Annotated in this window: 12 protein-coding genes; 5 read left to right on the top strand and 7 right to left on the bottom strand. The window is 71.5% G+C overall.

The annotated features are described in order from the left end of the window. Positions 1-96: 96 nt before the first annotated feature. From malQ to G407_RS0114700, 7 genes are all read right to left on the bottom strand, one after another. A complete protein-coding gene (gene malQ / locus G407_RS0114670; RefSeq protein WP_029031413.1) occupies positions 97-2,118 on the bottom strand; it encodes a 4-alpha-glucanotransferase in 2,022 nt (673 codons plus the stop codon). After that, positions 2,118-3,881 carry a malto-oligosyltrehalose trehalohydrolase gene (gene treZ / locus G407_RS0114675; RefSeq protein WP_029031414.1) on the bottom strand — a complete coding sequence of 588 codons (1,764 nt, stop codon included), beginning with the start codon at positions 3,879-3,881 and terminating at the stop codon, positions 2,118-2,120. The genes malQ and treZ overlap by 1 nt, the downstream gene beginning before the upstream one ends. A gap of 236 nt (positions 3,882-4,117) precedes the next feature. Further along, complete coding sequence (gene glgX / locus G407_RS27880; RefSeq protein ID WP_043539854.1) at positions 4,118-6,229, bottom strand: glycogen debranching protein GlgX; 2,112 nt, start codon at positions 6,227-6,229, stop codon at positions 4,118-4,120. A 7-nt stretch (positions 6,230-6,236) separates the two neighbouring features. Beyond that, positions 6,237-8,444: a 1,4-alpha-glucan branching protein GlgB gene (gene glgB, locus G407_RS0114685; RefSeq protein ID WP_029031415.1), complete on the bottom strand. Its 2,208-nt coding sequence runs from the start codon at positions 8,442-8,444 to the stop codon at positions 6,237-6,239. After that, positions 8,444-11,722 carry a maltose alpha-D-glucosyltransferase gene (gene treS, locus G407_RS0114690; protein ID WP_029031416.1) on the bottom strand — a complete coding sequence of 1,093 codons (3,279 nt, stop codon included), beginning with the start codon at positions 11,720-11,722 and terminating at the stop codon, positions 8,444-8,446. Before treS ends, glgB begins: the two co-directional genes overlap by 1 nt. 1 nt (position 11,723) lies before the next feature. Beyond that, entirely contained in the window at positions 11,724-15,032 is a 3,309-nt protein-coding gene (locus G407_RS0114695; protein ID WP_029031417.1) for a maltotransferase domain-containing protein, read from the bottom strand. Positions 15,033-15,295: 263 nt separating this feature from the next. Further along, positions 15,296-16,333: a Glu/Leu/Phe/Val dehydrogenase dimerization domain-containing protein gene (locus G407_RS0114700; RefSeq protein WP_029031418.1), complete on the bottom strand. Its 1,038-nt coding sequence runs from the start codon at positions 16,331-16,333 to the stop codon at positions 15,296-15,298. A 189-nt stretch (positions 16,334-16,522) separates the two neighbouring features. Between G407_RS0114700 and metZ the strand changes: the two genes are divergently transcribed. The 5 genes from metZ to G407_RS27890 all read left to right on the top strand — a co-directional run bounded on the left by metZ (position 16,523) and on the right by G407_RS27890 (position 21,519). Further along, complete coding sequence (gene metZ, locus G407_RS0114705; RefSeq protein WP_029031419.1) at positions 16,523-17,734, top strand: O-succinylhomoserine sulfhydrylase; 1,212 nt, start codon at positions 16,523-16,525, stop codon at positions 17,732-17,734. Positions 17,735-17,814: 80 nt separating this feature from the next. Then, on the top strand, positions 17,815-18,720 hold the full coding sequence (locus G407_RS0114710) for a bifunctional helix-turn-helix domain-containing protein/methylated-DNA--[protein]-cysteine S-methyltransferase (RefSeq protein ID WP_029031420.1): 906 nt from the start codon (positions 17,815-17,817) through the stop codon (positions 18,718-18,720). 118 nt (positions 18,721-18,838) lie between these two features. Beyond that, positions 18,839-19,282: a YeeE/YedE family protein gene (locus tag G407_RS0114715; protein WP_029031421.1), complete on the top strand. Its 444-nt coding sequence runs from the start codon at positions 18,839-18,841 to the stop codon at positions 19,280-19,282. A gap of 12 nt (positions 19,283-19,294) precedes the next feature. Beyond that, positions 19,295-19,750 carry a DUF6691 family protein gene (locus G407_RS27885; protein WP_043539855.1) on the top strand — a complete coding sequence of 152 codons (456 nt, stop codon included), beginning with the start codon at positions 19,295-19,297 and terminating at the stop codon, positions 19,748-19,750. Further along, positions 19,747-21,519: a SulP family inorganic anion transporter gene (locus G407_RS27890; RefSeq protein WP_043539856.1), complete on the top strand. Its 1,773-nt coding sequence runs from the start codon at positions 19,747-19,749 to the stop codon at positions 21,517-21,519. Before G407_RS27885 ends, G407_RS27890 begins: the two co-directional genes overlap by 4 nt. The last annotated feature ends 136 nt before the right edge of the window (positions 21,520-21,655 follow it).

Genomic DNA, 21,655 nt, shown 5'->3' on the forward strand with positions numbered 1-21,655 from the left:
TTCGGCTCTACCGAAGCGCGCCTTCGGCGCACCCCCTGCGTCTCGTCGCCTGCGGCGCCGGTCCACCTCCCCCGACGGGGGAGGAGCCGGCGCGGCTCATGTCTTCCCCCGCGGCCGCGCCCGCGCGAGCAGCGCCATGCGGTGGCGGGCGGCCGGGTGGTCGAGGGCCTCGGACGGAAGCCGTCTACGCCAATTCGGGTGCTCGTCGAGGGTTCCGGGCAGGTTCGGCTGCTCGACGAGGCCGTGCAGATCCTCCGCCGGGAGGATCGCGAGGTTCGACGCGGTCTTCGCCACGAAGCCGAGTGCGGCATCGACGACGGGATCGGTCTCCTCGATCGGCGGCGGCTCGCCCAGCGCCGTGCCGGCGTCTACGAACGCGCCCCACAGCTTCGACCGGTCCGCGTCGCGCTCCGTCCGCTGTGCCTCGTGGAAGGCGGCGTCGCCGTGACCGACGCGCTCGCGCCAGGCCACGTCGTTGCCGCGCCACCAGCCGGCGACGGTGGGCAGGTCGTGCGTGGTCGTCATCGAGGCGGCGTGGCGGGCGTAGGCGGGCGGCGGGGTGTAGCCGCCGTCCCCCTCGCGCTCGAACCAGAGCACGCGCATGCCGAGGACGCCCGCGCGGTCGAGCCTCGGCCGGAAGCCGGGCGGCACCGTGCCGAGGTCCTCGCCGATGACGAGACCGCCGGAGCGGTGCGACTCGAGCGCGACGAGCCGCAGCATGTCCTCCTCGGGATAGGAGATGTAGCAGCCCTCGTGGGGCGTCGTGCCCTGCGGCACGACCCACAGGCGCCGCAGCCCCATCGCGTGGTCGATGCGCACGCCGCCCGCGCAGCGCATCGCCGCGCGCAGCGTCGCCAGGAAGGGCTGGAACCCCGTCGCCTGGAGCGCGCGCGGCGAGAAGTTGGTCAGCCCCCAGTCCTGCCCCGTCGGCCCGAGCAGGTCCGGCGGCGCGCCGATGGAGAGTCCGTCGAGCACGTCCTCGCGCCGGGACCAGACGTGGCTGCCCCCGCCGTCCATCCCGACCGCGAGGTCCGCGACGAGGCCGATCGCCATCCCCGCGCCCTTCGCACGCGCCTGCGCGTCGGCGAGCGAGCGCTCGCAGAGCCATTGCAGGAAGGCGTGGAAGACGACCTCGTCCATGTGCTCCCGGCAGAAGTCCTCGACCGCGGCGCTCCCCGGGTCGCGGTAGGGCTCCGGCCAGTCGTGGAAGCCCGCGCCGCCGAGGCGCGCGTGCAGCGCCTCGTAGCGGGCGTGGTTCTCGAGCAGCGAGCCGCCCTGCGCCCGGAAGGCGGCGAAGTCCGCCCGGTGCGACGCGTCTCCAGAGGCCGCGAAGCGGTCGTACAGCGCGCGCAGCCGCGCGAGCTTGATGCGGGCGCCGGCCTCCCAGTCGACGAGATCGCCGCGCGGCGGTGCCTCGCCGGGCAGGTCGACATCGCCGAAGACGGCGGTGGGGTCGGCGTAGAGGACGTTGTGGAACAGGCGCGTCGAGGGCGAGTAGGGGCTGAAGCGCGTCGCGTCGGCGGCGAAGCCCGCGTGCGTCGGGCTCATGGCCACCACGTCCGCGCCGCCGCGCCCGGCGGCCTCGCAGAAGGCGGCGAGCGAACCGAAGTCGCCGAACTCCTCTCCCGCCCGCGGTGGCAGGGAGTAGATCTGCGCCGCGAGCCCGAAGATCGCGCGGCCCCCCGCCGCGTCTTCCACCCGCACCCCGTGCTCCGGCGCGACCGCGAGCGTGAGGTGATGATCGCCGATCTCGACGCCGTGATAGCCCGGCTCCAGCACCGGCGGCAGGCTCATGCCGCCGGCGGAAGGGACGAGGCGCATCTCGCGCCGCCCGCCGTGCTCGTGGCGCAGCACCGCGACCGCGCTCTGCGCGAAGGCCGGCGGCAGCGGCGTCGGCTGCCCCACCTCGGTCGTGAGGAAGGCGAGCCCCGCGCCGGCCTCCTCGCGCAGGCGCGCGCGGCTGTCGGCGACGTCGCCGTCGGTCTCGGCGGGGAGGCCCATCGCGGCGAGGACGCGCCGCAGCGTCTCCGGCGAGACTTGCTGCGGACGACCCTTGAAGTCCTCCCAGCGGATGTGCAGGCCCGCCTGCTCGGCGAGCGCGTGGAGCGCGTCGGCCATCAGGCGGCCTCCAGCCAGGCGATGGTGGTATGGGCGGGGACGCCGCCTTCGACGAGCGGCGCGCCGACGACGACGAAGGGCTCGGCCTCCGGCAGGGAGACGGACCCGAGCGGTGCGGGGATCGCGCCGAGGTTGGAGAGGAGCGTCAGGCGCGCTCCGTCGCCCATGCGCCAGCGGCCGACGACGACCTTCGCGTCGACGACCTGCGCGCTCTCGGCCCGCGCGCCCGCGAGCCGCGGGGCGATCCGCTCGGCCCGCGCGGCGAGGAGCCGGCGGTAGAGCGCGAGCACCGCCTCGTCGCCGCCCTCCCCCGCGATCGCCGGGCGCGAGCGCGCGAAGGTCTCGGGCGCGTTCGGGTCGGGGATGCGGGCGCGGGTCTGCGGATCGGCGAACTCGGCGAAAGCCGCGAACTCGCGCCGGCGCCCCTCGCGCACGGAATCGGCGAGCGCGTCGTGATAGTCCGTGAAGAACAGGAACGGCTCCTTCGCCCCGGTCTCCTCGCCCATGAAGATCATCGGCAATTGCGGGCAGAGCAGGTGCAGCGCCACCGCGGCATCGAGCGCCTTGCGCTCGACCAGCGCCGCGAGCCGGTCGCCGAAGGCGCGGTTGCCGACCTGGTCGTGGTTCTGGATGTGCGAGACGAAAGCGGTGGGCGGCAGGTGCCCGGACGGGCCCCCGCGCGGCCCGCCCTCCCCGTTCTCCGGCGCCTCGCCCTGGTAGACGAAGCCTTCCTCGAGCGCGCGCGCCAGCTTGCCGGCCGTGTCGCGGACGTAGTTGCCGTAGTAGGACTGGTCCTCGCCGGTGAGCATCACGTGGACGCAATGGTGGAAGTCGTCGTTCCACTGCGCGTCGATCTCGCGGCCGAGATAGCCGGGGTCGTTCTCCTCGTTCTCGAGCACGAGATGCACGTGCCGCCCGGGCTCGATCGTGCGGCGGACCTCGGCCGCCATCTCGTCGAGCCAGTCCTTCTCGCGGATCTGGTGGACGGCGTCGAAGCGCAGGCCGTCGATCCGGTATTCCATCAGCCACATCAGCACGTTGTCGGCGAAGTAGCGGCGGACCTCGTGCCGGCGGAAGTCGATCGCCGCGCCCCACGGCGTCTCGATGTCGCTGCGGAAGAACGGCTCGGCGAAGGCGTGCAGGTAGTTCCCCTCCGGGCCGAAGTGGTTGTAGACGACGTCGAGGAAGACCTGCAGCCCGAGCCCGTGCGCCTCGTCGACGAGGCGCTTCAGGTCGTCGGGCGTGCCGTAGGCGGCATCCGGCGCGTAGGGCAGCACGCCGTCGTAACCCCAGTTGCGCGCACCGGGGAACTCGCCGATCGGCATCAGCTGGATGGCGGTGACGCCGAGATCGGCGAGAGCCCGGAGGTGCCGGCGCACGCCGTCGAAGCCGCCGAGCAGGCCGGCGTGCAGCTCGTAGAGGACGAGCTCCTCGAGCGGCCGGCCCATCCAGGCGTCGTTCCGCCACGCGTAGGCGTGGGGGTCGACGACGAGCGAGGGGTCGTGCACGTCGCCGCGCTGCGCCTTCGAGGCGGGATCGGGGACGTGCAGGCCGTCGTCGAGCCGGTAGCGGTAGGGCGTGCCGGCGCCGCAGTCGACCTCGACGGCGAACCAGCCGGCGTCCTGCTTGTCCATCGGCACGGGATCGCGCCCCTCGATCACGAGGTGCGGCTGCCGCTGGATCGGCGCCCACAGGCGAAAGCGCGTTCGGCCCGGTGAGACCAGGCTCGCGCCCCAGAGCGTGGGGTGTGAATGGCGGGCCATGGGTGGTGTCCTCGTCGAGGGGATCGGATCAGGCGATCGGGTCAGGCGATCGGGTCAGGCGATCGGGTCAGCCTATATGCAAATTCCGCACCCGCCTCCTCCCCGCAGGGGAGGACGACGGCCGCAGGCCGGAGGGTGGGGGGGCGGCGGACCGGCTCGACCGCACACCGCACGACCCCACCGCCCGCGCTGCGCGCGGACTTCTCCCCGCCGGGGAGGACGCGGGCTCGGCGCGCTCATCCCCCGCCCTCCGGCGGGATCGTCGCGGCGAGGAGGACCGCGGCACGGTCGAGCACCTCGTAGGCGGGCTCGCCGAGGCTCTCCTCGGGGCGGTCCGGATCGGCGGAGTCGACGAGGAGCCGCCAGCCGTTCGCGGGCCCGGGCAGCGTGAACCGGATCGGCTCGTCCGAGCCGTTGAGCAGGAAGGCGACGATCTCGATCGCGCCGTCGTCGCGGCGCATGGCGCGGCGCATGACGAGCGCGCGCTTCTCGTGGTCGTTCCAGTCCTCCGGCGACGGCGTGCCGCCGTTCTCGTCGAACCAGTCGAGATCGCGGATGCCCTCGGCGATCTCCTGGCCGTAGAGGAAGCGCCGGCAGCGGATGATCGGGTGGTCGCGCCGGATCGCCGCGAGCCGCGCCGTGAACGCGGTGAGCGCCTCGCCGGCGTCCGAGCGCGCCGTGCTCCAGTCGAGCCAGGAGATCTCGTTGTCCTGCGCGTAGGCGTTGTTGTTGCCCCCCTGGCTCCGACCGAACTCGTCGCCGGCGAGGATCATCGGCGTGCCGAGCGCCGCGAAGACGGTGGTGAGGAGCGAGCGCATCACCCGGGCCCGGACCGCGAGGACCTCGGGATCGTCCGTCGGCCCTTCCACGCCCCAGTTGCGGGAGTGGTTGTCCGAATGGCCGTCGCGGTTGTCCTCGCCGTTGGCCTCGTTGTGCTTCTCCTCGTAGGCGACGATGTCGGCCAGCGTGTAGCCGTCGTGGGCGGCGACGAAGTTCACCGAGGCCCACGGTCGCCGGGCGCGCCGATCGAACAGGTCGCCCGAGCCCGAAAGCCGCGCCGCGAGGTCCGAGCGCAGGCCGCCGTCCCCCTTCCAGTAGCGCCGCACGCCGTCGCGGAAGCGGTCGTTCCACTCGGCGAAGGAAGGCGGGTGGTGGCCGAGCTGGTAGCCGCCGGGCCCGATGTCCCAGGGCTCGGAGATCAGCTTCTTGCGCGACAGGATCGGGTCCTGCCGCAGCGCGTCGAAGAAGCCAGCGCCGGGGTCGAACCCGTGCGGCTCCCGCCCGAGCGTGACGCCGAGGTCGAAGCGGAAGCCGTCGACGCGGTAGGACGTCGCCCAGTAGCGCAGGCTGTCCATCACCATCTGCAGCACGCGCGCGTTCGACAGGTTGACCGTGTTGCCGGTGCCCGTGTCGTTGATGCAGTGGCGCGGGTCGTCGGGCAGGAGGCGATAGTAGCTGGCGTTGTCGAGGCCGCGCCAGGACAGCGTCGGCCCGAGCTCGCCGCCCTCGCAGGTGTGGTTGTAGACGACGTCGAGGATCACCTCGATGCCCGCCGCGTGCAGGCGGCGGATGGCGATGCGCAGGTCGTTGTTGTCCCCGCCCGGCACGATGTAGCGCGGCTCGGGGGCGAAGAACGAGAGCGTGTTGTAGCCCCAGTAGTTCGTCAGCCCCTTCTCCTGCAGGAACCGGTCCTGCAGGAAGGCGTGGATCGGCAGGAGCTCGATCGCGGTGACGCCGAGCCGCTTCAGATGCTCGATCACGGCGGGGTGCGCGAGCGCGGAATAGGTGCCGCGCTCGGGGATGCGCACGTCGTCGAGGAGCTTGGTGAGCCCCTTCACGTGCGCCTCGTAGATCACGGTCTCGGACCAGGGCACGTTCGGCGGCCGGTCGTCGCCCCAGGAGAACGAGTCGTCGACGACGACGGCCTTGGGCACCGCCGGAGCGCTGTCGCGCCGGTCGTAGGACAGGTCCCCCCGCGGCGACAGCACGCGGTAGCCGAACAGCGCGTCCGTCCAGCGGGTCTCCCCGTGGAGCGCCTTGGCGTAGGGGTCCACGAGGAGCTTGTTGGGGTTGAACCGGTGGCCGCGCTGGGGCTCGTAGGGCCCGTGCGCGCGAAAGCCGTAGAGCAGCCCCGGCTTCACGTGCGGCAGGTAGCCGTGCCAGACCTCGTCGGTCCATTCCGGCAGGTCGTAGCGTGCGATCTCCCGCCGGCCCGTGGGGTCGAAGATGCACAGCTCGATGCGCTCGGCATGCGCCGAGAAGACGGCGAAGTTCACGCCGAGCCCGTCCCAGGTCGCGCCGAGGGGATAGGCGGAGCCGGGAGAGAGCCGGTCGGGGAGAAGGGGCATGGATTCCTCAGGCCTGATGGCGGAAGACGACCGCCGCGAGCGGGGGTAACGTGATACCGACCGAATGGCTCCGCCCGTGCGCGGGAATCGCTTCCGTGCGCACCGCACCCGCATTTCCGAGGTTGGTCCCGCCGTAGAGCTGCGCGTCCGTGTTGAGGATCTCGCTCCAGGTGCCGCCCTCGGGCACGCCGATGCGGTACTCGTGGCGCGGCACCGGGGTCATGTTGAGCACCACGAGCAGCGGCCTGGCGTCCCCCGTCCCGCGCCGCAGGTAGGCGAAGACGGAGTTCCGCGCGTCGTCCCCGACGATCCACTCGAAGCCGGAGGGCTCGGCGTCCGTCGTGAACAGCGCCGGCTCGCGGGCGTAGAGCTTGTTCAGGTCGCGCACCAGCATCTGCAGGCCGGCGTGGGAGTGGTTCTCGAGGAGCGCCCACTCGATCTCGCCGTCGTGGTTCCACTCGCGGTGCTGGCCGATCTCGCAGCCCATGAAGAGCAGCTTCTTGCCGGGATGCGTCCACATGAAGCCGAAATAGGCGCGCAGGTTGGCGAGCTTCTGCCACTCGTCGCCGGGCATCTTGCCGATCAGCGAGCCCTTGCCGTGCACGACCTCGTCGTGGGAGATCGGCAGCACGAACTTCTCGGAGAACGCGTAGACGAGCCCGAAGGTCAGCTCGTTGTGGTGATAGGAGCGATACAGAGGCTCGCGCTGGATGTAATGCAGCGTATCGTGCATCCAGCCCATGTTCCACTTGTAGGAGAAGCCGAGCCCCCCCTTCGAGACCGGCTGCGAGACGCCGGGGAACGCGGTCGATTCCTCCGCGATCGTGATCGCGCCGGGCGCGCGCTCCTGCACGATCTCGTTCATGCGCTTGAGGAAGTCGATCGACTCGAGGTTCTCGCGCCCGCCGAAGCGGTTGGGAATCCACTGGTCGTGCTCCCGCGAGTAGTCGCGGTAGAGCATCGAGGCGACCGCGTCGACGCGCAGCGCGTCGACGTGGAAGGTCTCCACCCACCACAGCGCCGAGGCGACGAGGAAGCCCTGCACCTCGCGCCGGCCCATGTTGTAGATGTAGGTGTTCCAGTCCTGGTGGTAGCCCTCGCGCGGGTCCTCGTGCTCGTAGAGCGCGGTGCCGTCGAAGCGGGCGAGCCCGTGCGGGTCGGTGGGGAAGTGGGCGGGCACCCAGTCGAGGATGACGCCGAGCTCGGCGCGATGGCAGGCGTCGACGAAGCGCGCGAAGCCCTCCGGCGTGCCGTAGCGCGCCGACGGCGCGAACATCGACAGCGGCTGGTAGCCCCAGGAGCCGCCGAACGGGTGCTCCATGATCGGCATCAGCTCGATATGCGTGAAGCCGAGGTCGGCGACGTAGGGGATCAGCGTGTCGATGAGCTGGTCCCAGTCGAGCGTGCCCTGCGGCTCGCCTTCCGGCCGCAGCCAGGAGGCGGGATGCACCTCGTAGACCGCCATCGGCCGCGTCGGCGCCTGACGCGCGCCGCGCTTGGCCATCCACTCCTCGTCCGTCCAGCGGAAGGCGTGGGGCGCGGCGACGATGGAGGCCGTCGCCGGCGGAGTCTCGGTGCGCCGCGCCAGCGGATCGGCCTTGGGCGTGAGCGTCTCGCCGTGCTTGCCGACGATCTCGAACTTGTAGCGCTCGCCCGGGCCGATGCGCGGCACGAACAGCTCCCACACGCCGGCTGAATGGCGCAGCCGCATCGGGTGGCGCCGGCCGTCCCAGGAGTTGAAGTCGCCGATAACCGAGACGCGCCGCGCGTTCGGCGCCCAGACCGAGAAGGCGACGCCCTCCACGCCCTCGTGCTCCATCGGCTGCGCGCCGAAGCGCTCGGCGAGATCCCAATGCGCGCCTTCCGAGAAGAGGTGCAGGTCGAGGTCGCCGAGCACCATGCCGAAGGAATAGGGGTCCTCCGTCTCCTGGACCGTGCCCGGCCAGGTGACGCGCAGCCTGTAGCGCTCGCGACGGCTGACGAGCCCGGCATAGAGGCCCTCGCGCACCTGGCTCAGGCGCCCCAGGGTCTCGCCGTTCTCGCGCGAGACGACCTCGACCGCCTCCGCCCCGGGCAGGAAGGCGCGCACGGCGGGGCCCTGCCCCGTGTCGTGCATGCCGAGGAAGGCGAACGGGTCGGTGAGGCGCCCGGCGAGCGCCTCCATCGCCGCGGCCTCGACGCCCTCGATCTCCGGTGCGTGCGTGGCTTGGGTCATCAGGATGGCTCCTCGTTGGCGTTGAGCAGGCGCTCGGCCACGTGGGCGAACCCGTTGAGCGGGACGTCCAGCCACGCCGGCCGGTTGGCCGCCTCGTAGGTGATCTCGTAGGCCGCCTTCTCGAGCACGAAGAGGTCGAGCAGCGCCGGGTTGGCGACGCCGTCCGGGTCGACCTCCGCGTAGGCGGCGAGGAAGGCGTCCTCGGCGACCTGGCGGAAGAGCGAGCGCAGCTGCGCGCCGCGCGCCTCCGTCATCGGCCCCTGCGGGGTATGGCGGTGCTTCTTCAGGTTCGAGGCCGCGTAGTCGAACGAGCGGATGACGCCGGCGACGTCGCGCAGCGGGCTCGCCTTGGCGCGGCGCTCGGCGATGGGCTTGGCCGGCTCACCCTCGAAGTCGATGATCATGACGTCGCTGCCGGCCACCAGGACCTGCCCAAGATGCAGGTCGCCGTGGACGCGGATGCGGCGCGTGCCGGCGAGCGCGGCGGCCTTCTCGTCGACGAGGGAGAGGAGCCGCGCGCGGTTGTCGAGCAGGATGCGCGCCTGGGCCGCGTCCTCCTCGTTCTCCCACTCGCCGTAGGCCTCGATGGCGGCGAAGGCCGCCTCGAGCTGGCCGCGCACGCTCGCGCGCACGCGCTCCGCCTCGGCGGCATCCGCGGTCTCGGGGCTGAAGTCCGGATCGTCCGTCTCGCGCCCGAGGATCGCGTGCATCTCCGCGAGCCGGCGGCCCAGGTTGCCGGCGAAGGCGGCGTAGGTCTCGAAGCGGTGGCCGTTCTCCTCCTCGTCCTCCTCGGTATGTGCCGAGAGTTCGTCGATGGTGCGGTCGAGATAGTTCAGCGTCCACTGCCAGCCGTCGCCCTGGTTGAGCACGAAGCCCTGGACGATGGCGAGCGTCGTCGGCGTGCCGTCGGCGGCGACGTGGACCGCCTCGCCGAGCAGCGGCGGCGCGTTGGAGAAGCCGTTCTCGGTGAGGTAGCGGCTCATCTCCGCCTCGGGATGGACGCCCGGCGTGAGCTTGCGCAGGAGCTTGAACACGGCCTGGCGGCCGACGATCAGCGTCGAGTTCGACTGCTCTGCGGTGAGCCATTCGATCTCGGCGTCGGCCTCGGGCGCGTGCTCGGCGAAGTGCGAGGTGGCGCGGAAGCGGATCTCGCCCGTCTCCGTCTGGAGCACCGACTCCTCCGCGAGGCCCTGCGTCAGCGCACGGGCGAAGCCGGGCATGGCGAAGCCGTCGGTGAGGTAGCCGACGCGCCGGCCCATGCGTACCCGCGCCATCGCGAGCTGCGGCGCGAAGGGCGCGGGCGCCTCGTCGTCCCACGAGATCGCGAGCGGCAGCGCGTAACGCTCCGACCCCGCCGCGGTCGTGATCTCGACGAGCGCCATCAGGATGTCCTTGCCCGCACCCGGCAGCGGCATGGCGCCGATCAGCTCGACCCCGGCGATCGCCTGGTCCTTGCGCTGGAACCAGCGCCGCTGCGGCGCATAGCCCGGCAGCACGTCGCGCACGAGCGTGTCGCGCGCCCTGCCCTCGACCACCTCGGCGACGCCGCGGCGCACCACGAAGGTGAGGTGCTCGGGCTCGATGCCGGCGGTGGCCGTCGACCATTGCGGCGGCTCGACCGTCTCCGACAGCTGGAACCAGTAGAAGCCGTAGGGCGGCAGGGTGAGCAGGTAGGGCAACTGCCCGAGCTGCGGGAACGAGGCGCCGCCCGAGAGCTCCACCGGGATGCGCCCGGCGAACTCGGCGAGGTTGAGCTCCACCGCCTGCGCCTGGCGCGAGACGTTGGCGACGCACAGGATCGTGTCGCCGTCGAGCTCGCGCAGGTAGGCCAGGATCTTGCGGTTGGCGGGCCGCAGGAAGCGGATCGCGCCGCGGCCGAAGGACGGATGCTGCTTGCGCACGGCGAGCATGCGGCGCGTCCAGTTGAGCAGCGAGGACGGGTCGCGCTCCTGGCTCTCGACGTTGACGCGGTCGTAGCCGTAGAGCGGGTCCTGGATCGGCGGCAGCGTCAGCCGCGCCGGGTCGGCGCGCGAGAAGCCGCCGTTGCGGTCCGGCGACCACTGCATCGGCGTGCGCACGCCGTCGCGGTCGCCGAGGAAGATGTTGTCGCCCATGCCGATCTCGTCGCCGTAGTAGATCACCGGCGTGCCGGGCATGGTCAGCAGCAGCGAGTTCATCAGCTCGACCCGGCGGCGGTCGCGCTGCAGCAGCGGCGCCAGGCGGCGGCGGATGCCGAGGTTGATGCGCGCCCGGGTCTCGGACGCGTAGGTGTTCCAGAGGTAGTCGCGCTCCTTGTCGGTCACCATCTCGAGGGTGAGCTCGTCATGATTGCGCAGGAAGATCGCCCACTGGCAGTTCTCCGGGATCTCCGGCGTCTGGCGCATGATGTCGGTGATCGGGAAGCGGTCCTCCTGCGCGATCGCCATGTACATGCGCGGCATCAGCGGGAAGTGGAACGCCATGTGGCATTCGTCGCCCTCGCCGAAATAGTCCTGCGTGTCCTCCGGCCACTGGTTCGCCTCGGCGAGCAGCATCCGGTCCGGATAGGTGGCGTCGAGCTCGGCGCGGATCTTCTTGAGGATGTCGTGGGTCTCGGGCAGGTTCTCGTTGTTGGTGCCCTCGCGCTCGACGAGATAGGGCACCGCGTCGAGCCGCAGCCCGTCGACGCCCATGTCGAGCCAGAAGCGCATGATCGAGAAGACCTCCTTCAGCACCCGCGGGTTGTCGAAGTTGAGGTCCGGCTGGTGGCTGTAGAAGCGGTGCCAGAAATAGGCGTTGGCTACCGGATCCCAGGTCCAGTTCGACTTCTCGGTGTCGACGAAGATGATGCGGGTGCCGGAGTACTTCTTGTCGTCGTCCGACCAGACGTAGAAGTCCCGCGCCGCCGAGCCCGGCTTGGCGTGCCGGGCTTTCTGGAACCAGGGGTGCTGGTCGGAGGTGTGGTTGATCACGAGCTCCGTGACCACGCGCAGGCCGCGCGCGTGCGCCTCCTCGACGAAGCGCTTGAAGTCGCGCGCCTTGCCGTATTCCGGATGGACGCTGCGATAGTCCGCGATGTCGTATCCGTCGTCGCGCCGAGGCGACGGGTAGAACGGCAGGAGCCAGATGCAGGTGACGCCGAGCTCGGTGATGTAGTCGAGCTTCTGCAGCAGCCCCTCGAAATCGCCGATCCCGTCGTTGTTGGAATCGAAGAACGACTTCACGTGCAGCTGATAGATCACCGCATCCTTGTACCAGAGCGGATCGGTGTTCGTGATGAGCGACTTCTTGCGCGGCAAGTCAGGCCCCCTGATGCGGTCGGATACGCCAGATGACGAAGGGATACTCGAACGGGTCGAGGCGGATGTGCTGCGTCTTCCCGTGCCAGACGAAGGCGCGGTCGGCGACGAGGTCGTCGACCATCACCGCGCCGTCGTCGGGCAGGCCGAACTCCCAGAGCGGGACCTCGAAATCGCAGGCGTTCGCCACGTGCGGGTTGAGGTTGACCATGACGAGGATCATGTCGTCGCCCTCTCGCGAGGGCTTGCCCCAGTACAGGATCTCGTCGTTGAAGGCGTTGTAGAAGCGGGTGTTGGTGTGCGTGTGCAGCGCCGGGTTGGCGCGCCGGATCCGGTTGAGCCGGGTGATGTCGGCGACGATGTTCCCGGGCATCGAGAAGTCGCGCGCCTTGATCTCGTACTTCTCCGAATCCTTGTATTCCTCCTTGCCCGGCACGGGCTCGCCTTCGAGCACCTCGAAGCCGGAATACACGCCCCACAGCCCGCCGAGCGTCGCGGCGAGGCAGGCGCGCACGAGGAAGCCGGCGCGCCCGGAGCTCTGGAGGTAGTACGGGTTGATGTCCGGCGTGTTGACGAACAGGTTCGGGCGGAAGAAGTCCTTCGGCGCCTCGCTCGCGAGCTCCTCGAAGTAGGACTGCAGCTCGTATTTGGTGTTGCGCCAGGTGAAGTAGGTGTAGGACTGGGTGAAGCCGAGCTTGGCCAGGCCGTACATCATCTTCGGCCGGGTGAAGGCCTCCGACAGGAAGATCGCGTCCGGGTACTGCGCCTTCACGTCGGCGATCATCCATTGCCAGAACGGCAAGGGCTTGGTGTGCGGATTGTCGACGCGGAAGGTGCGCACGCCCTCCTTGCACCAGAACAGCACGACGTCGCGCAAGGTCGTCCACAGGTCCGGGACCGATTCCGGCTTGTAGAAGTCGACGTTGACGATGTCCTCGTATTTCTTGGGCGGGTTCTCCGCGTACTTGATCGAGCCGTCCGGCCGGTAGTCGAACCAGCCCGGATGCTCCTTCAGCCACGGGTGGTCCGGCGAGCACTGGATGGCGAAGTCGAGCGCGATCTCGAGCCCGTGCTCCTCCGCCGCGGCGCGCAGCGCGCGGAAGTCCTCGAACGTGCCGAGCTCCGGGTGCAGCGCGTCGTGGCCGCCCTCCGGTGCGCCGATGGCGTAGGGCGAGCCCGGATCCTCGGGCCCCGGCGTGAGGGTGTTGTTCTTGCCCTTGCGGTTCTTCTTGCCGATCGGGTGGATCGGCGGGAAGTAGAGCACGTCGAAGCCCATGTCGCGCACGCGCGGCAGCTCGGGGATGACGTCCCGCAGCGTCCCGTGGCGATGCGGGTCGCCGCTCATCGAGCGCGGGAACAGCTCGTACCAGCTCGCGAAATGCGCCTGCGTCCGGTCCGCCTCGATCGGCTGGGCGTAGGAGCGCGCCACGTGGGGGCGATCGTCGGCCTCGCGCATCAGGGTGCGCGCCTGCGGGGCGAGGAGCACGTGCACGCGCTCGTCGCCCTCGGCCCGGTCGAACCGTGCGAGGATCTCCTCGAGCCCCGAGGCGAGCTCGCCCGAGGATCGCTTGCGCGCGGCGTCGAGGTACTGGCGGCCCTCGATCAGGTCGAGGCCGTAGTCGACCTTGGCGTCGAACTTCTTCGTCAGGTCACGGCAGAAGGTCTGGTAGACGTCGTGCCAGGCCTCGACGACGTATTCGTGCCGGCCCATCCGCTCGAGGAAGAGCATGCCCTGGAAGCGGTCGTTGCCGATGGGCTCCATCGGCGCGCGACGCCAGTCCTGCTCATCGACGGCGCGCCATTGCAGCTCGACGCCGAGCACCTCGTGCCCGTCCATGAGCGCGTCCGCCTCGACCGCCATCGCGTCGCCGACGACGCGCTTAACCGCGTAGCGCCCCTCGTCCACCGAGGGCGAGAGGTTGTCGACGAGGATGCGCGGCCACTTCGTGGCGGCCGTGGTCACCGCCCGCTTGCCCGGCTGGCGGCCGACCTTCACCGGAGCCGCGCGCTCGGCGCGGGCGACGAACGCCTCACCGGGATGGAGCGCGATCAGGTCACCCGCGGAGGCGGTGACGTCGGAGGCGCCCGCCTCGACCGGCGCGAAGGCGCCGAACCTGCCGCCCATCTGACCGCGCAGCTTCGCCGCGAAGACGTCGTTGGGCTCGTAGAGATCCGGGTTGATGGCGACCAGGAGCGCCTCCTCGGCGATCCGCGGGTCGCGCGCCGTGCGCAGGAAGCCGGTGACGCGCGCGGACGGGCCGGTGAGCGGGCGCAGGAGCGGCCGCTGGCGCAGGAGCGGCGTCCTCTCGACGAGGCGGTTCACCCGCTCCACCATCTCGGTGAGGTCGAAGGGCGCCTCGCCGGCGGCGCGGTCGTAGTCCTCCGGCGTCGAGACGACGGCGTCCATCGGGCGGCGCGCGGCGACCTCGATGCCCATCGGCGCCAGCAGCCCGCAGCCGAGCGCGGCGGCGGCGTGGAGCGCCCGGTCGTAGGCAGGGCGAAGCCCGCGATTGTCGCGCACCCGCTCGGCGAGCCGCGTGGCGAAGGGCGCCTCCACCGTCGCGATCGGCGGGGCGATGGAGGCGAGCGCTTCGTGCTCCTCCAGGTACCAGCCGGCGCGGTAGTCCCACCAAGCCAGCGAGGACAGCGTGTGGTCGAAGCCGATGCCGCGCAGGCCCGTGATGTCGGGGCGGGGCACGCCCGTGGTGTCGGCGATAAAGACCGTGTCGCGCTTCACGTCGCGCGCCACCGCCATCAACCGGCCCCAGAGGTCGGCCGTCGGCGTCGCCGGCTTGAGCGCGCGGAAGCCCGCCACCCCGAACTCGGCATAGGCGGCGAGCCTCGGCGTCCAGAATTGCGCGAGCCGCTCGCCGCAGGCGTCGGCGATCCGGGACATCGCGGTGCCCTGCGGGCTCGCCGGATGGCGCGGGTCGACGATGCCCATCGGCGTCTCGCGGCGCACGGTGAAGCAGTCCGGCGCGGCCTCGACGAAGGGGTGCTCCAGCGCGAAGCTCTGCGGCGCGAGGTCGAGCATCAGGGAGAGGCCGCGCTCGCCCGCCTTCTCGACGAGCCAGCGAACCACGTCGTTCGCGCCGTAATCCGTCTCCAGCGCGGGATGGGCGGCGTCGTGGTCGGCGGGGAAGAAGACGTCGCCGGCGCGCCCGGGGGCGTAGATCGGCGAGACGAGCACGTGGTCGAAGCCCAGGCGTCGCACCCGGTCGAAATGGTCGACGAAACGCCCGAGCGGCCCGACCAGCCGGTGGTGCATGTAGTAGATGCGCGGCGCTTTCTGGATGGGGGTATCGGCCATCGTCCCTCGCGTGTTCGCTCGTCTCGTGTCGGCGTCGTCGTCGGTTTCGGTGGACGCGCGCGAGAACCGCGCGCGCAAGGGATGGGCGGCCGTGCCGCCCGGCGTCGAGACTCTCGTTTCGCGCGTCGCGAGCCCGGCGGATGCGGGCTCTCCCGGTGGCGGTCAACACGCGGCCTAGGCGCGAGTTCCCACGGACGTCGTCGAAGCTAAGCAAGAGCACGGCCGTCGCGCAAGCCTGCGGCGGGGCGTCGCGCCGCGCCAGCTCAGCCGAGCCGCCGGCGGGCGAAGGCCTCGGCGACGCCGTTTGGGGAGACGTCCTTCGCCTGCGCCTCGCGTAGGATCGCCTCGATGTTGCCCACCATCGCGGCGAGCCGCTCCTCCAGCCAGCCGGCGTCCGTGCGCCGCTCGATCTCGCGGGCGACGTTGATGATTCCGCCGGCGTTGAGCGCGAAGTCCGGGACGTAGAGGATGCCGCGCGCGTGCAGCGCCTCGGCGTGCTCGGGCCGCGCCAGCTGGTTGTTCGCCGCGCCCGCGACGATCCGCGCCCGCAGCCGCGGGATCGTGGCGTCGTCGAGCACGCCGCCGAGCGCGCAGGGCGCGAACACGTCGGCCTCGACGGCGGCGATCGCGTCGGGGGCGACGACGCGGGCGTCGAAGCTGCGCTCGGCATCGGCGAGGCGCGCCGCGTCGATGTCGGCGACGACGAGGCGCGCGCCCGCGGCGTGGAGCAGCGCGCACAGGTGCCGGCCGACATGGCCGAGGCCCTGCACCGCGACCGTGCGCCCTGCGAGGGCGTCCGAGCCCGTCGCCACCGCGAGTGCCCGGCGCATCCCCTCGAACACGCCGCGCGCCGTCACCGGCGAGGGATCGCCCGACGCGTGCGGCCCGCTCGAGAGGCCGGCCACGTGCGTGGTCGCCTGGCGCACGATCTCCATGTCCTCGACGCTCACGCCGACGTCCTCGGCGGTGGTGTAGAGGCCGCCCAGCGCGTCGACGGCGCGGCCGAAGGCGCGCAGCAGCGCCGGCGTCTTCTGCGTGCGCGGATCGGCGATGATCACGGACTTGCCGCCCCCGAGATCGAGCCCGGCCACCGCGTTCTTGTAGGTCATGCCACGCGACAGCCGCAGCGCGTCCGACAGCGCCTCCTCCTCGCTGCCGTAGGGCCACATGCGGCAGCCGCCTGCGGCGCGGCCGAGGCGGGTCGAATGAACGGCGATGATGGCCTTCAGGCCGGTCTCGGCGTCGTGCGCGAAAAGCACGCGCTCGTGGCCGTCGAACTCGGGGTGGGCGAATACGGGCACGCGTCGGGTCCTCCTCGGTTTGCGAAACCGCCGGGACCGTGCCCCCGTTCCGACGCACGCACAAGCTGGCGGGCCGCCGTTCCCCGCAATCGTGCACGGGAAACGGAACGCCGGCGAAAGGGCTTGCGCTCGGGCGCGGCTTCCGGCAAACCTTGCATCGTTCGTTATACAGAACGAGATGACCGTCCGATGACTACCCAGCGCCCGCCGCTCCGCCCGGAAACGCTCGCGGTTCACGCCGCCTCGCATCGCTCGCCGTTCGGCGAGACGTCCGAGGCGCTGTTCCTGACCCAGGGCTTCGTCTACCCGGACATGGAGACCGCGGAGGCGCGGTTCAAAGCCAAGGGCGCGGAGGGGTTCGTCTACTCGCGCTTCGGCAACCCGACGGTGGCGATGTTCGAGGAGCGGATGGCCGCGCTCGAGGGCGCCGAGGCCGCGCGCGCGACGGGCTCGGGCATGGCCGCGGTGGCGGCGGCGCTGATGGGACCGCTGAAAGCGGGGGACCACGTCGTCTCCGGATCCGTCCTGTTCGGCTCCTGCCGCTTCGTCCTGGCGGAGATCCTGCCGAAGTTCGGCATCACCACCACCTTCGTCGACGGCACCGATCCCGCCGCCTGGCGCGCCGCGGTGCGGCCGGAGACGGCGGCGATCTTCCTCGAGAGCCCCGCCAACCCCACGATGGACCTCGTCGACATCGCCGCCATCGCGCGGATCGCGCGCGAGGCGGAGGCGATCCTCGTCGTCGACAACGCGCTCGGCATCCCGACCGTCTCGAACCCGCTCGCGCTCGGCGCGGACGTCGTCACCTACTCCGCGACGAAGCACATCGACGGGCAGGGGCGATGTCTCGGCGGCATCGTGCTCGGATCGAAGGCCCTCATCGAGGAGCGCATCCAGCCCTGGCTGCGGCACACGGGCCCGGCGCTCTCGCCGTTCAACGCCTGGGTCATGCTCAAGAGCCTCGAGACGCTGTCCCTGCGTGTGCGCCAGCAGGCCGCGAACGCGCTCGCCATCGCCGAGGCGCTCGACGGCGCGCCGGGCATCGTGCGCGTGCGCTATCCGGGCCTGAGCTCCTCGCCGCAGCACGACCTCTGCCGGCGCCAGATGACCTGCGGCGGGACCGTGCTCGCGCTCGACGTCGCCGGCGGAAAGCGCGGCGCCTTCGCCTTCGGCCGGGCGCTGGAGGTGATCAAGGTGTCCAACAATTTCGGCGACGCGAAGAGCCTCGTCACCCATCCGGCCACCACCACGCACGAGCGCTTCACACCCGAGGAGCGGGCCGCGATGGGCATCGGCGAGGGCATGCTGCGCCTCTCCGCCGGCCTGGAGCACCCCGAGGACCTCGTCGCCGACGTGCTGCGCGCCGCGCAGGCGGCCGCCGACGCGACCGCGGCAGCCTGACGGCGAGCGCACCGGCGTTTTCGGGTGTCGCGCACGCGGGAGGGGCTCTAGGGTCCCTGCGTGCAAGGAGCTCATCCGCCATGCTCGACATCGCCCGGACCCTCGACCCCGACATCGACCGCACGCGCGACGCACCGGCGACGCCCGCCGCGCTGTGCGCCGACTACGACGTCGTGCGCCGCGTCATCGCCTTCATCTCCGAGAACTGGCGCGACCAGCCCTCGCTCGAGGCGATCGCCGACCACGTCGGCCTCTCGACGAGCCACGTCCACCATCTCTTCCGGCGCTGGGCCGGGCTCTCGCCCAAGGCCTTCCTGCAGGCAATCACGCTCGACAACGCCAAGCGGCTGCTCGATTCCTCCGCGAGCGTGCTCGACACGACGCTGGAGCTCGGCCTGTCGGGGCCCGGCCGGCTGCACGACCTCTTCGTCAATCACGAGGCCATGACGCCGGGCGACTACAAGGCCAAGGGCGCGGGCCTGACGCTCTCCTACGGCTATCACCCCTCCCCCTTCGGCGAGGCGATCGTGGTGGCGACGCCGCGCGGCCTCGCCGGGCTCGGCTTCGTCGACGAGGGCAACCGCTGCGCCGCCCTCTCCGACATGCGCCGCCGCTGGCCGCGGGCGATCTTCGTCGCCGACCAGGAGGCGACTGCTCCCTACGCCGAGCGCGTGTTCGACTCCGGCCGCTGGCGGCCCGACCAGCCCCTCGACGTCGTGCTGATCGGCACCGACTTCGAGGTGCGCGTCTGGCGCACGCTGCTCGGCATCCCCTTCGGCCGCGCCACGACCTATTCCGCCGTGGCGGAGACGATCGGCAAGCCGTCGGCGGCCCGCGCCGTCGGCGCGGCGGTGGGCCGCAACCCGATCTCCTTCGTCGTGCCGTGCCACCGCGTCGTCGGCCGCTCGGGCGCGCTGACGGGCTACCACTGGGGGCTGACCCGCAAGCGCGCGATCCTGGGCTGGGAGGCGGCGCGCGTGGCGTGAGCGCGGGCGATCTCTTTGTTTAGTATTGACTAATTTAGGACTATCTCATAGATAGGAGGCACGGGGGCGCTCGCTCGGGCGCCCCTCCCGACGACCCGTGCCTTCGGAGAGATCCCCCGTGCCACTCCCCCCGACCGAGTTCACCCCCCTCGCCGCCCTGATCGGCGGCGGGCTGATCGGCCTGTCCTCCGTCCTCCTCATGCTCTTCCTCGGGCGCATCGCCGGCATCATCGGCGTGGCCGCCCGCGCGATGAGCGCGGTGGCGGTTCCCGCCGCCGACCGGAACTGGCGCTTCGCCTTCCTCGCGGGGCTGCTGGCCGCCGCGCCGCTCGTGTGGCTCGCCACCGGCGAGCCGGTCCGGCAGACTGTCTCGGACAACCTGCCGGTGATGGCGCTCGCCGGTCTCCTCGTGGGCTTCGGGTCGGCGCTGGGCTCCGGCTGCACCTCGGGACACGGTGTGTGCGGCCTCGCGCGGCTCTCGCCGCGCTCGCTCGTCGCGGTGCTCACCTTCATGGCCGCCGCGATCGCGACGGTCTTCGTCGTGCGTCACGTGATCGGCTGAGGGAGAGAGATCATGCGCAGCCTCGTCGGCTTCCTCGCGGGCCTCCTCTTCGGGATCGGCCTCATCGTTTCGGGCATGGCGGACCCCGCCAAGGTGCTCGCCTTCCTCGACCTCTTCGGGGCCTGGGACCCGAGCCTCGCCTTCGTCATGGGCGCTGCCGTGCTCGTGACCTTCCTCGGCTTCCGCCTCGTGCTGCGCCGTCGGGCGCCCGTGCTGATGGAGCGCTTCGAGCTGCCGGGCACGAAGCTGATCGACGGGCGGCTGCTGACGGGCGCGGTCGTGTTCGGCATCGGCTGGGGCATCGGCGGCTTCTGTCCCGGCCCCGCCATCACCGCGCTGCCGCTGTTGGCGCCGGGCACGCTCGTCTTCGTGCCGGCCATGCTGCTGGGCCTGTGGGCCGGCGTGAAGGTGCGCGAAGCCCGTAACCCCGCCCGCGGCGACGATGCCGCGGCCGCGAGCCGGCCATGACCTCCTCCGGAAAGCTCCCCGCCCGCCTCGCGCGCGCCCTGCCGATCCTCGACTGGGGCCGGCGCTACGACACGCGCACCTTCACGAGCGATCTCGTCGCGGCCGTGATCGTGACGATCATGCTGATCCCGCAGTCGCTGGCCTATGCGCTCCTCGCCGGCCTGCCGCCGGTCGTCGGGCTCTGGGCCTCGATCCTGCCGCTCGTGCTCTACGCGATCTTCGGCACGAGCCGGGCGCTTGCGGTGGGTCCCGTCGCGGTGATCTCGCTCCTCACCGCCGCGGCGGTGTCGGAGGTGGCGACGCCGGGAACGGCGGAGTACGTCGTCGCGGCGGCGGCGCTGGCGCTGATGTCGGGCGTGATGCTGGTGCTGCTCGGCGTGTTCCGGCTCGGCTTCATCGCCAACCTGCTCTCGCACCCGGTGATCTCGGGCTTCATCACGGCCTCCGGCCTGATCATCGCCGCCTCGCAGCTCAAGCACATCCTCGGCGTCCAGGCCGGCGGGCACACCCTCGTCGAGGTCGGTGCGTCCGTCCTCGCGGCGCTGCCGGAGACGAACCCCTGGACGCTCGCGATCGGCGTCGCCGCGACGGCCTTCCTGTTCTGGGTGCGCTCCGGGCTGAAGCCCGCCCTGCGCAGGCTCGGCCTGTCCGACTACGCGGCGGGCCTCGTCGCCCGGGGCGGGCCGGTGATCGCGGTCGCCGCGAGCATCCTCGCGGTCGTCGCGCTCGACCTCGACGACAAGGGCGTCGCCGTCGTCGGCGCGATCCCCGCGGGCCTGCCGCCGTTCTCGGTGCCGGTGGTGGAGGCGAGCCTCTTCCTCTCGCTGCTGGCGCCCGCGCTCCTGATCTCGGTGATCGGGTTCGTCGAATCCGTCTCGGTGGCGCAGACCCTCGCCGCCAAGCGGCGCCAGTCGATCGTGCCGAACCAGGAGCTGATCGGGCTCGGCGCGGCGAACGTCGCCTCCGCCTTCTCCGGCGGCTACCCGGTGACGGGCGGATTCGCGCGCTCCGTGGTGAACTTCGACGCCGGCGCCGAGACGCCGGCCGCCGGCGCCTTCACGGCGGTGGGCATCGCGCTGGCCTCGCTGTTCCTGACGCCGCTCCTGCACTTCCTGCCGATCGCCACGCTCGCCGCGACGATCGTCGTCGCCGTGCTCAGCCTCGTCGACCTCGGCGCCCTGAAGCGGGCCTGGACCTACTCGCGCCACGACTTCGCGCCGATGCTCGCGACCATCCTGGTGACGCTCGGCTTCGGGGTGGAGGCGGGGATCGTCACCGGCGTCGTGCTCTCGATCGCGCTGCTGCTGTGGCGCACCTCGCGCCCGCACATCGCCATCGTCGGCCAGGTGCCCGGCACGGAGCACTTCCGCAACATCCTCCGTCATCGCGTCGTCACCGACGAGCGGGTGCTCTCCATGCGCATCGACGAGAGCCTGAACTTCGCCAACGCCCGCGCCACCGAGGAATTCGTGCTGGAGCAGGTGGCCGCGCGCCCGGCGCTCGCGCACGTCGTCCTGCAGTGCACGGCGATCAACGAGATCGACATGAGCGCGCTCGAGAGCCTCGAGCTGATCATGCACCGGCTGGAGGCGCAGGGCATCGCGCTCCACCTGTCGGAGGTGAAGGGCCCGGTCATGGACCGCCTCGCCCGCAGCCATTTCCTGGAGCACCTGACGGGCCGCGTCTTCCTCACGCAGCATCAAGCCATGCTGGCGCTCTCCCCCGCCGTGACCCGGGCGGCGACGCGCGGGGACAGCGCGGCGGCGTAGGCGCGCCACCCGCCACCTCCCCGCCAGGGAGGATGCCGCCCTGTCATCCCGGATTGCGAAGCAAGTCCGGGACCCAGAATCACAGGTGTTCATGGAGCGGCGCGCCAGCGCCGCGGCGGAGGAGGCCTCCGGCAGC

Source organism: Salinarimonas rosea DSM 21201 (assembly GCF_000429045.1).
Lineage (GTDB): Bacteria > Pseudomonadota > Alphaproteobacteria > Rhizobiales > Beijerinckiaceae > Salinarimonas > Salinarimonas rosea.

What these genes read in the sequence shown, in the direction of transcription:
- malQ (WP_029031413.1), bottom strand. Translation starts at nt 2,118, where the DNA reads ATGGCCGACGCGCTCCACGCGCTCGCCGAGCAGGCGGGCCTGCACATC.
- treZ (WP_029031414.1), bottom strand. Translation starts at nt 3,881, where the DNA reads ATGGCCCGCCATTCACACCCCACGCTCTGGGGCGCGAGCCTGGTCTCA.
- glgX (WP_043539854.1), bottom strand. Translation starts at nt 6,229, where the DNA reads ATGCCCCTTCTCCCCGACCGGCTCTCTCCCGGCTCCGCCTATCCCCTC.
- glgB (WP_029031415.1), bottom strand. Translation starts at nt 8,444, where the DNA reads ATGACCCAAGCCACGCACGCACCGGAGATCGAGGGCGTCGAGGCCGCG.
- G407_RS0114695 (WP_029031417.1), bottom strand. Translation starts at nt 15,032, where the DNA reads ATGGCCGATACCCCCATCCAGAAAGCGCCGCGCATCTACTACATGCAC.
- metZ (WP_029031419.1), top strand. Translation starts at nt 16,523, where the DNA reads ATGACTACCCAGCGCCCGCCGCTCCGCCCGGAAACGCTCGCGGTTCAC.
- G407_RS0114710 (WP_029031420.1), top strand. Translation starts at nt 17,815, where the DNA reads ATGCTCGACATCGCCCGGACCCTCGACCCCGACATCGACCGCACGCGC.
- G407_RS27885 (WP_043539855.1), top strand. Translation starts at nt 19,295, where the DNA reads ATGCGCAGCCTCGTCGGCTTCCTCGCGGGCCTCCTCTTCGGGATCGGC.
- G407_RS27890 (WP_043539856.1), top strand. Translation starts at nt 19,747, where the DNA reads ATGACCTCCTCCGGAAAGCTCCCCGCCCGCCTCGCGCGCGCCCTGCCG.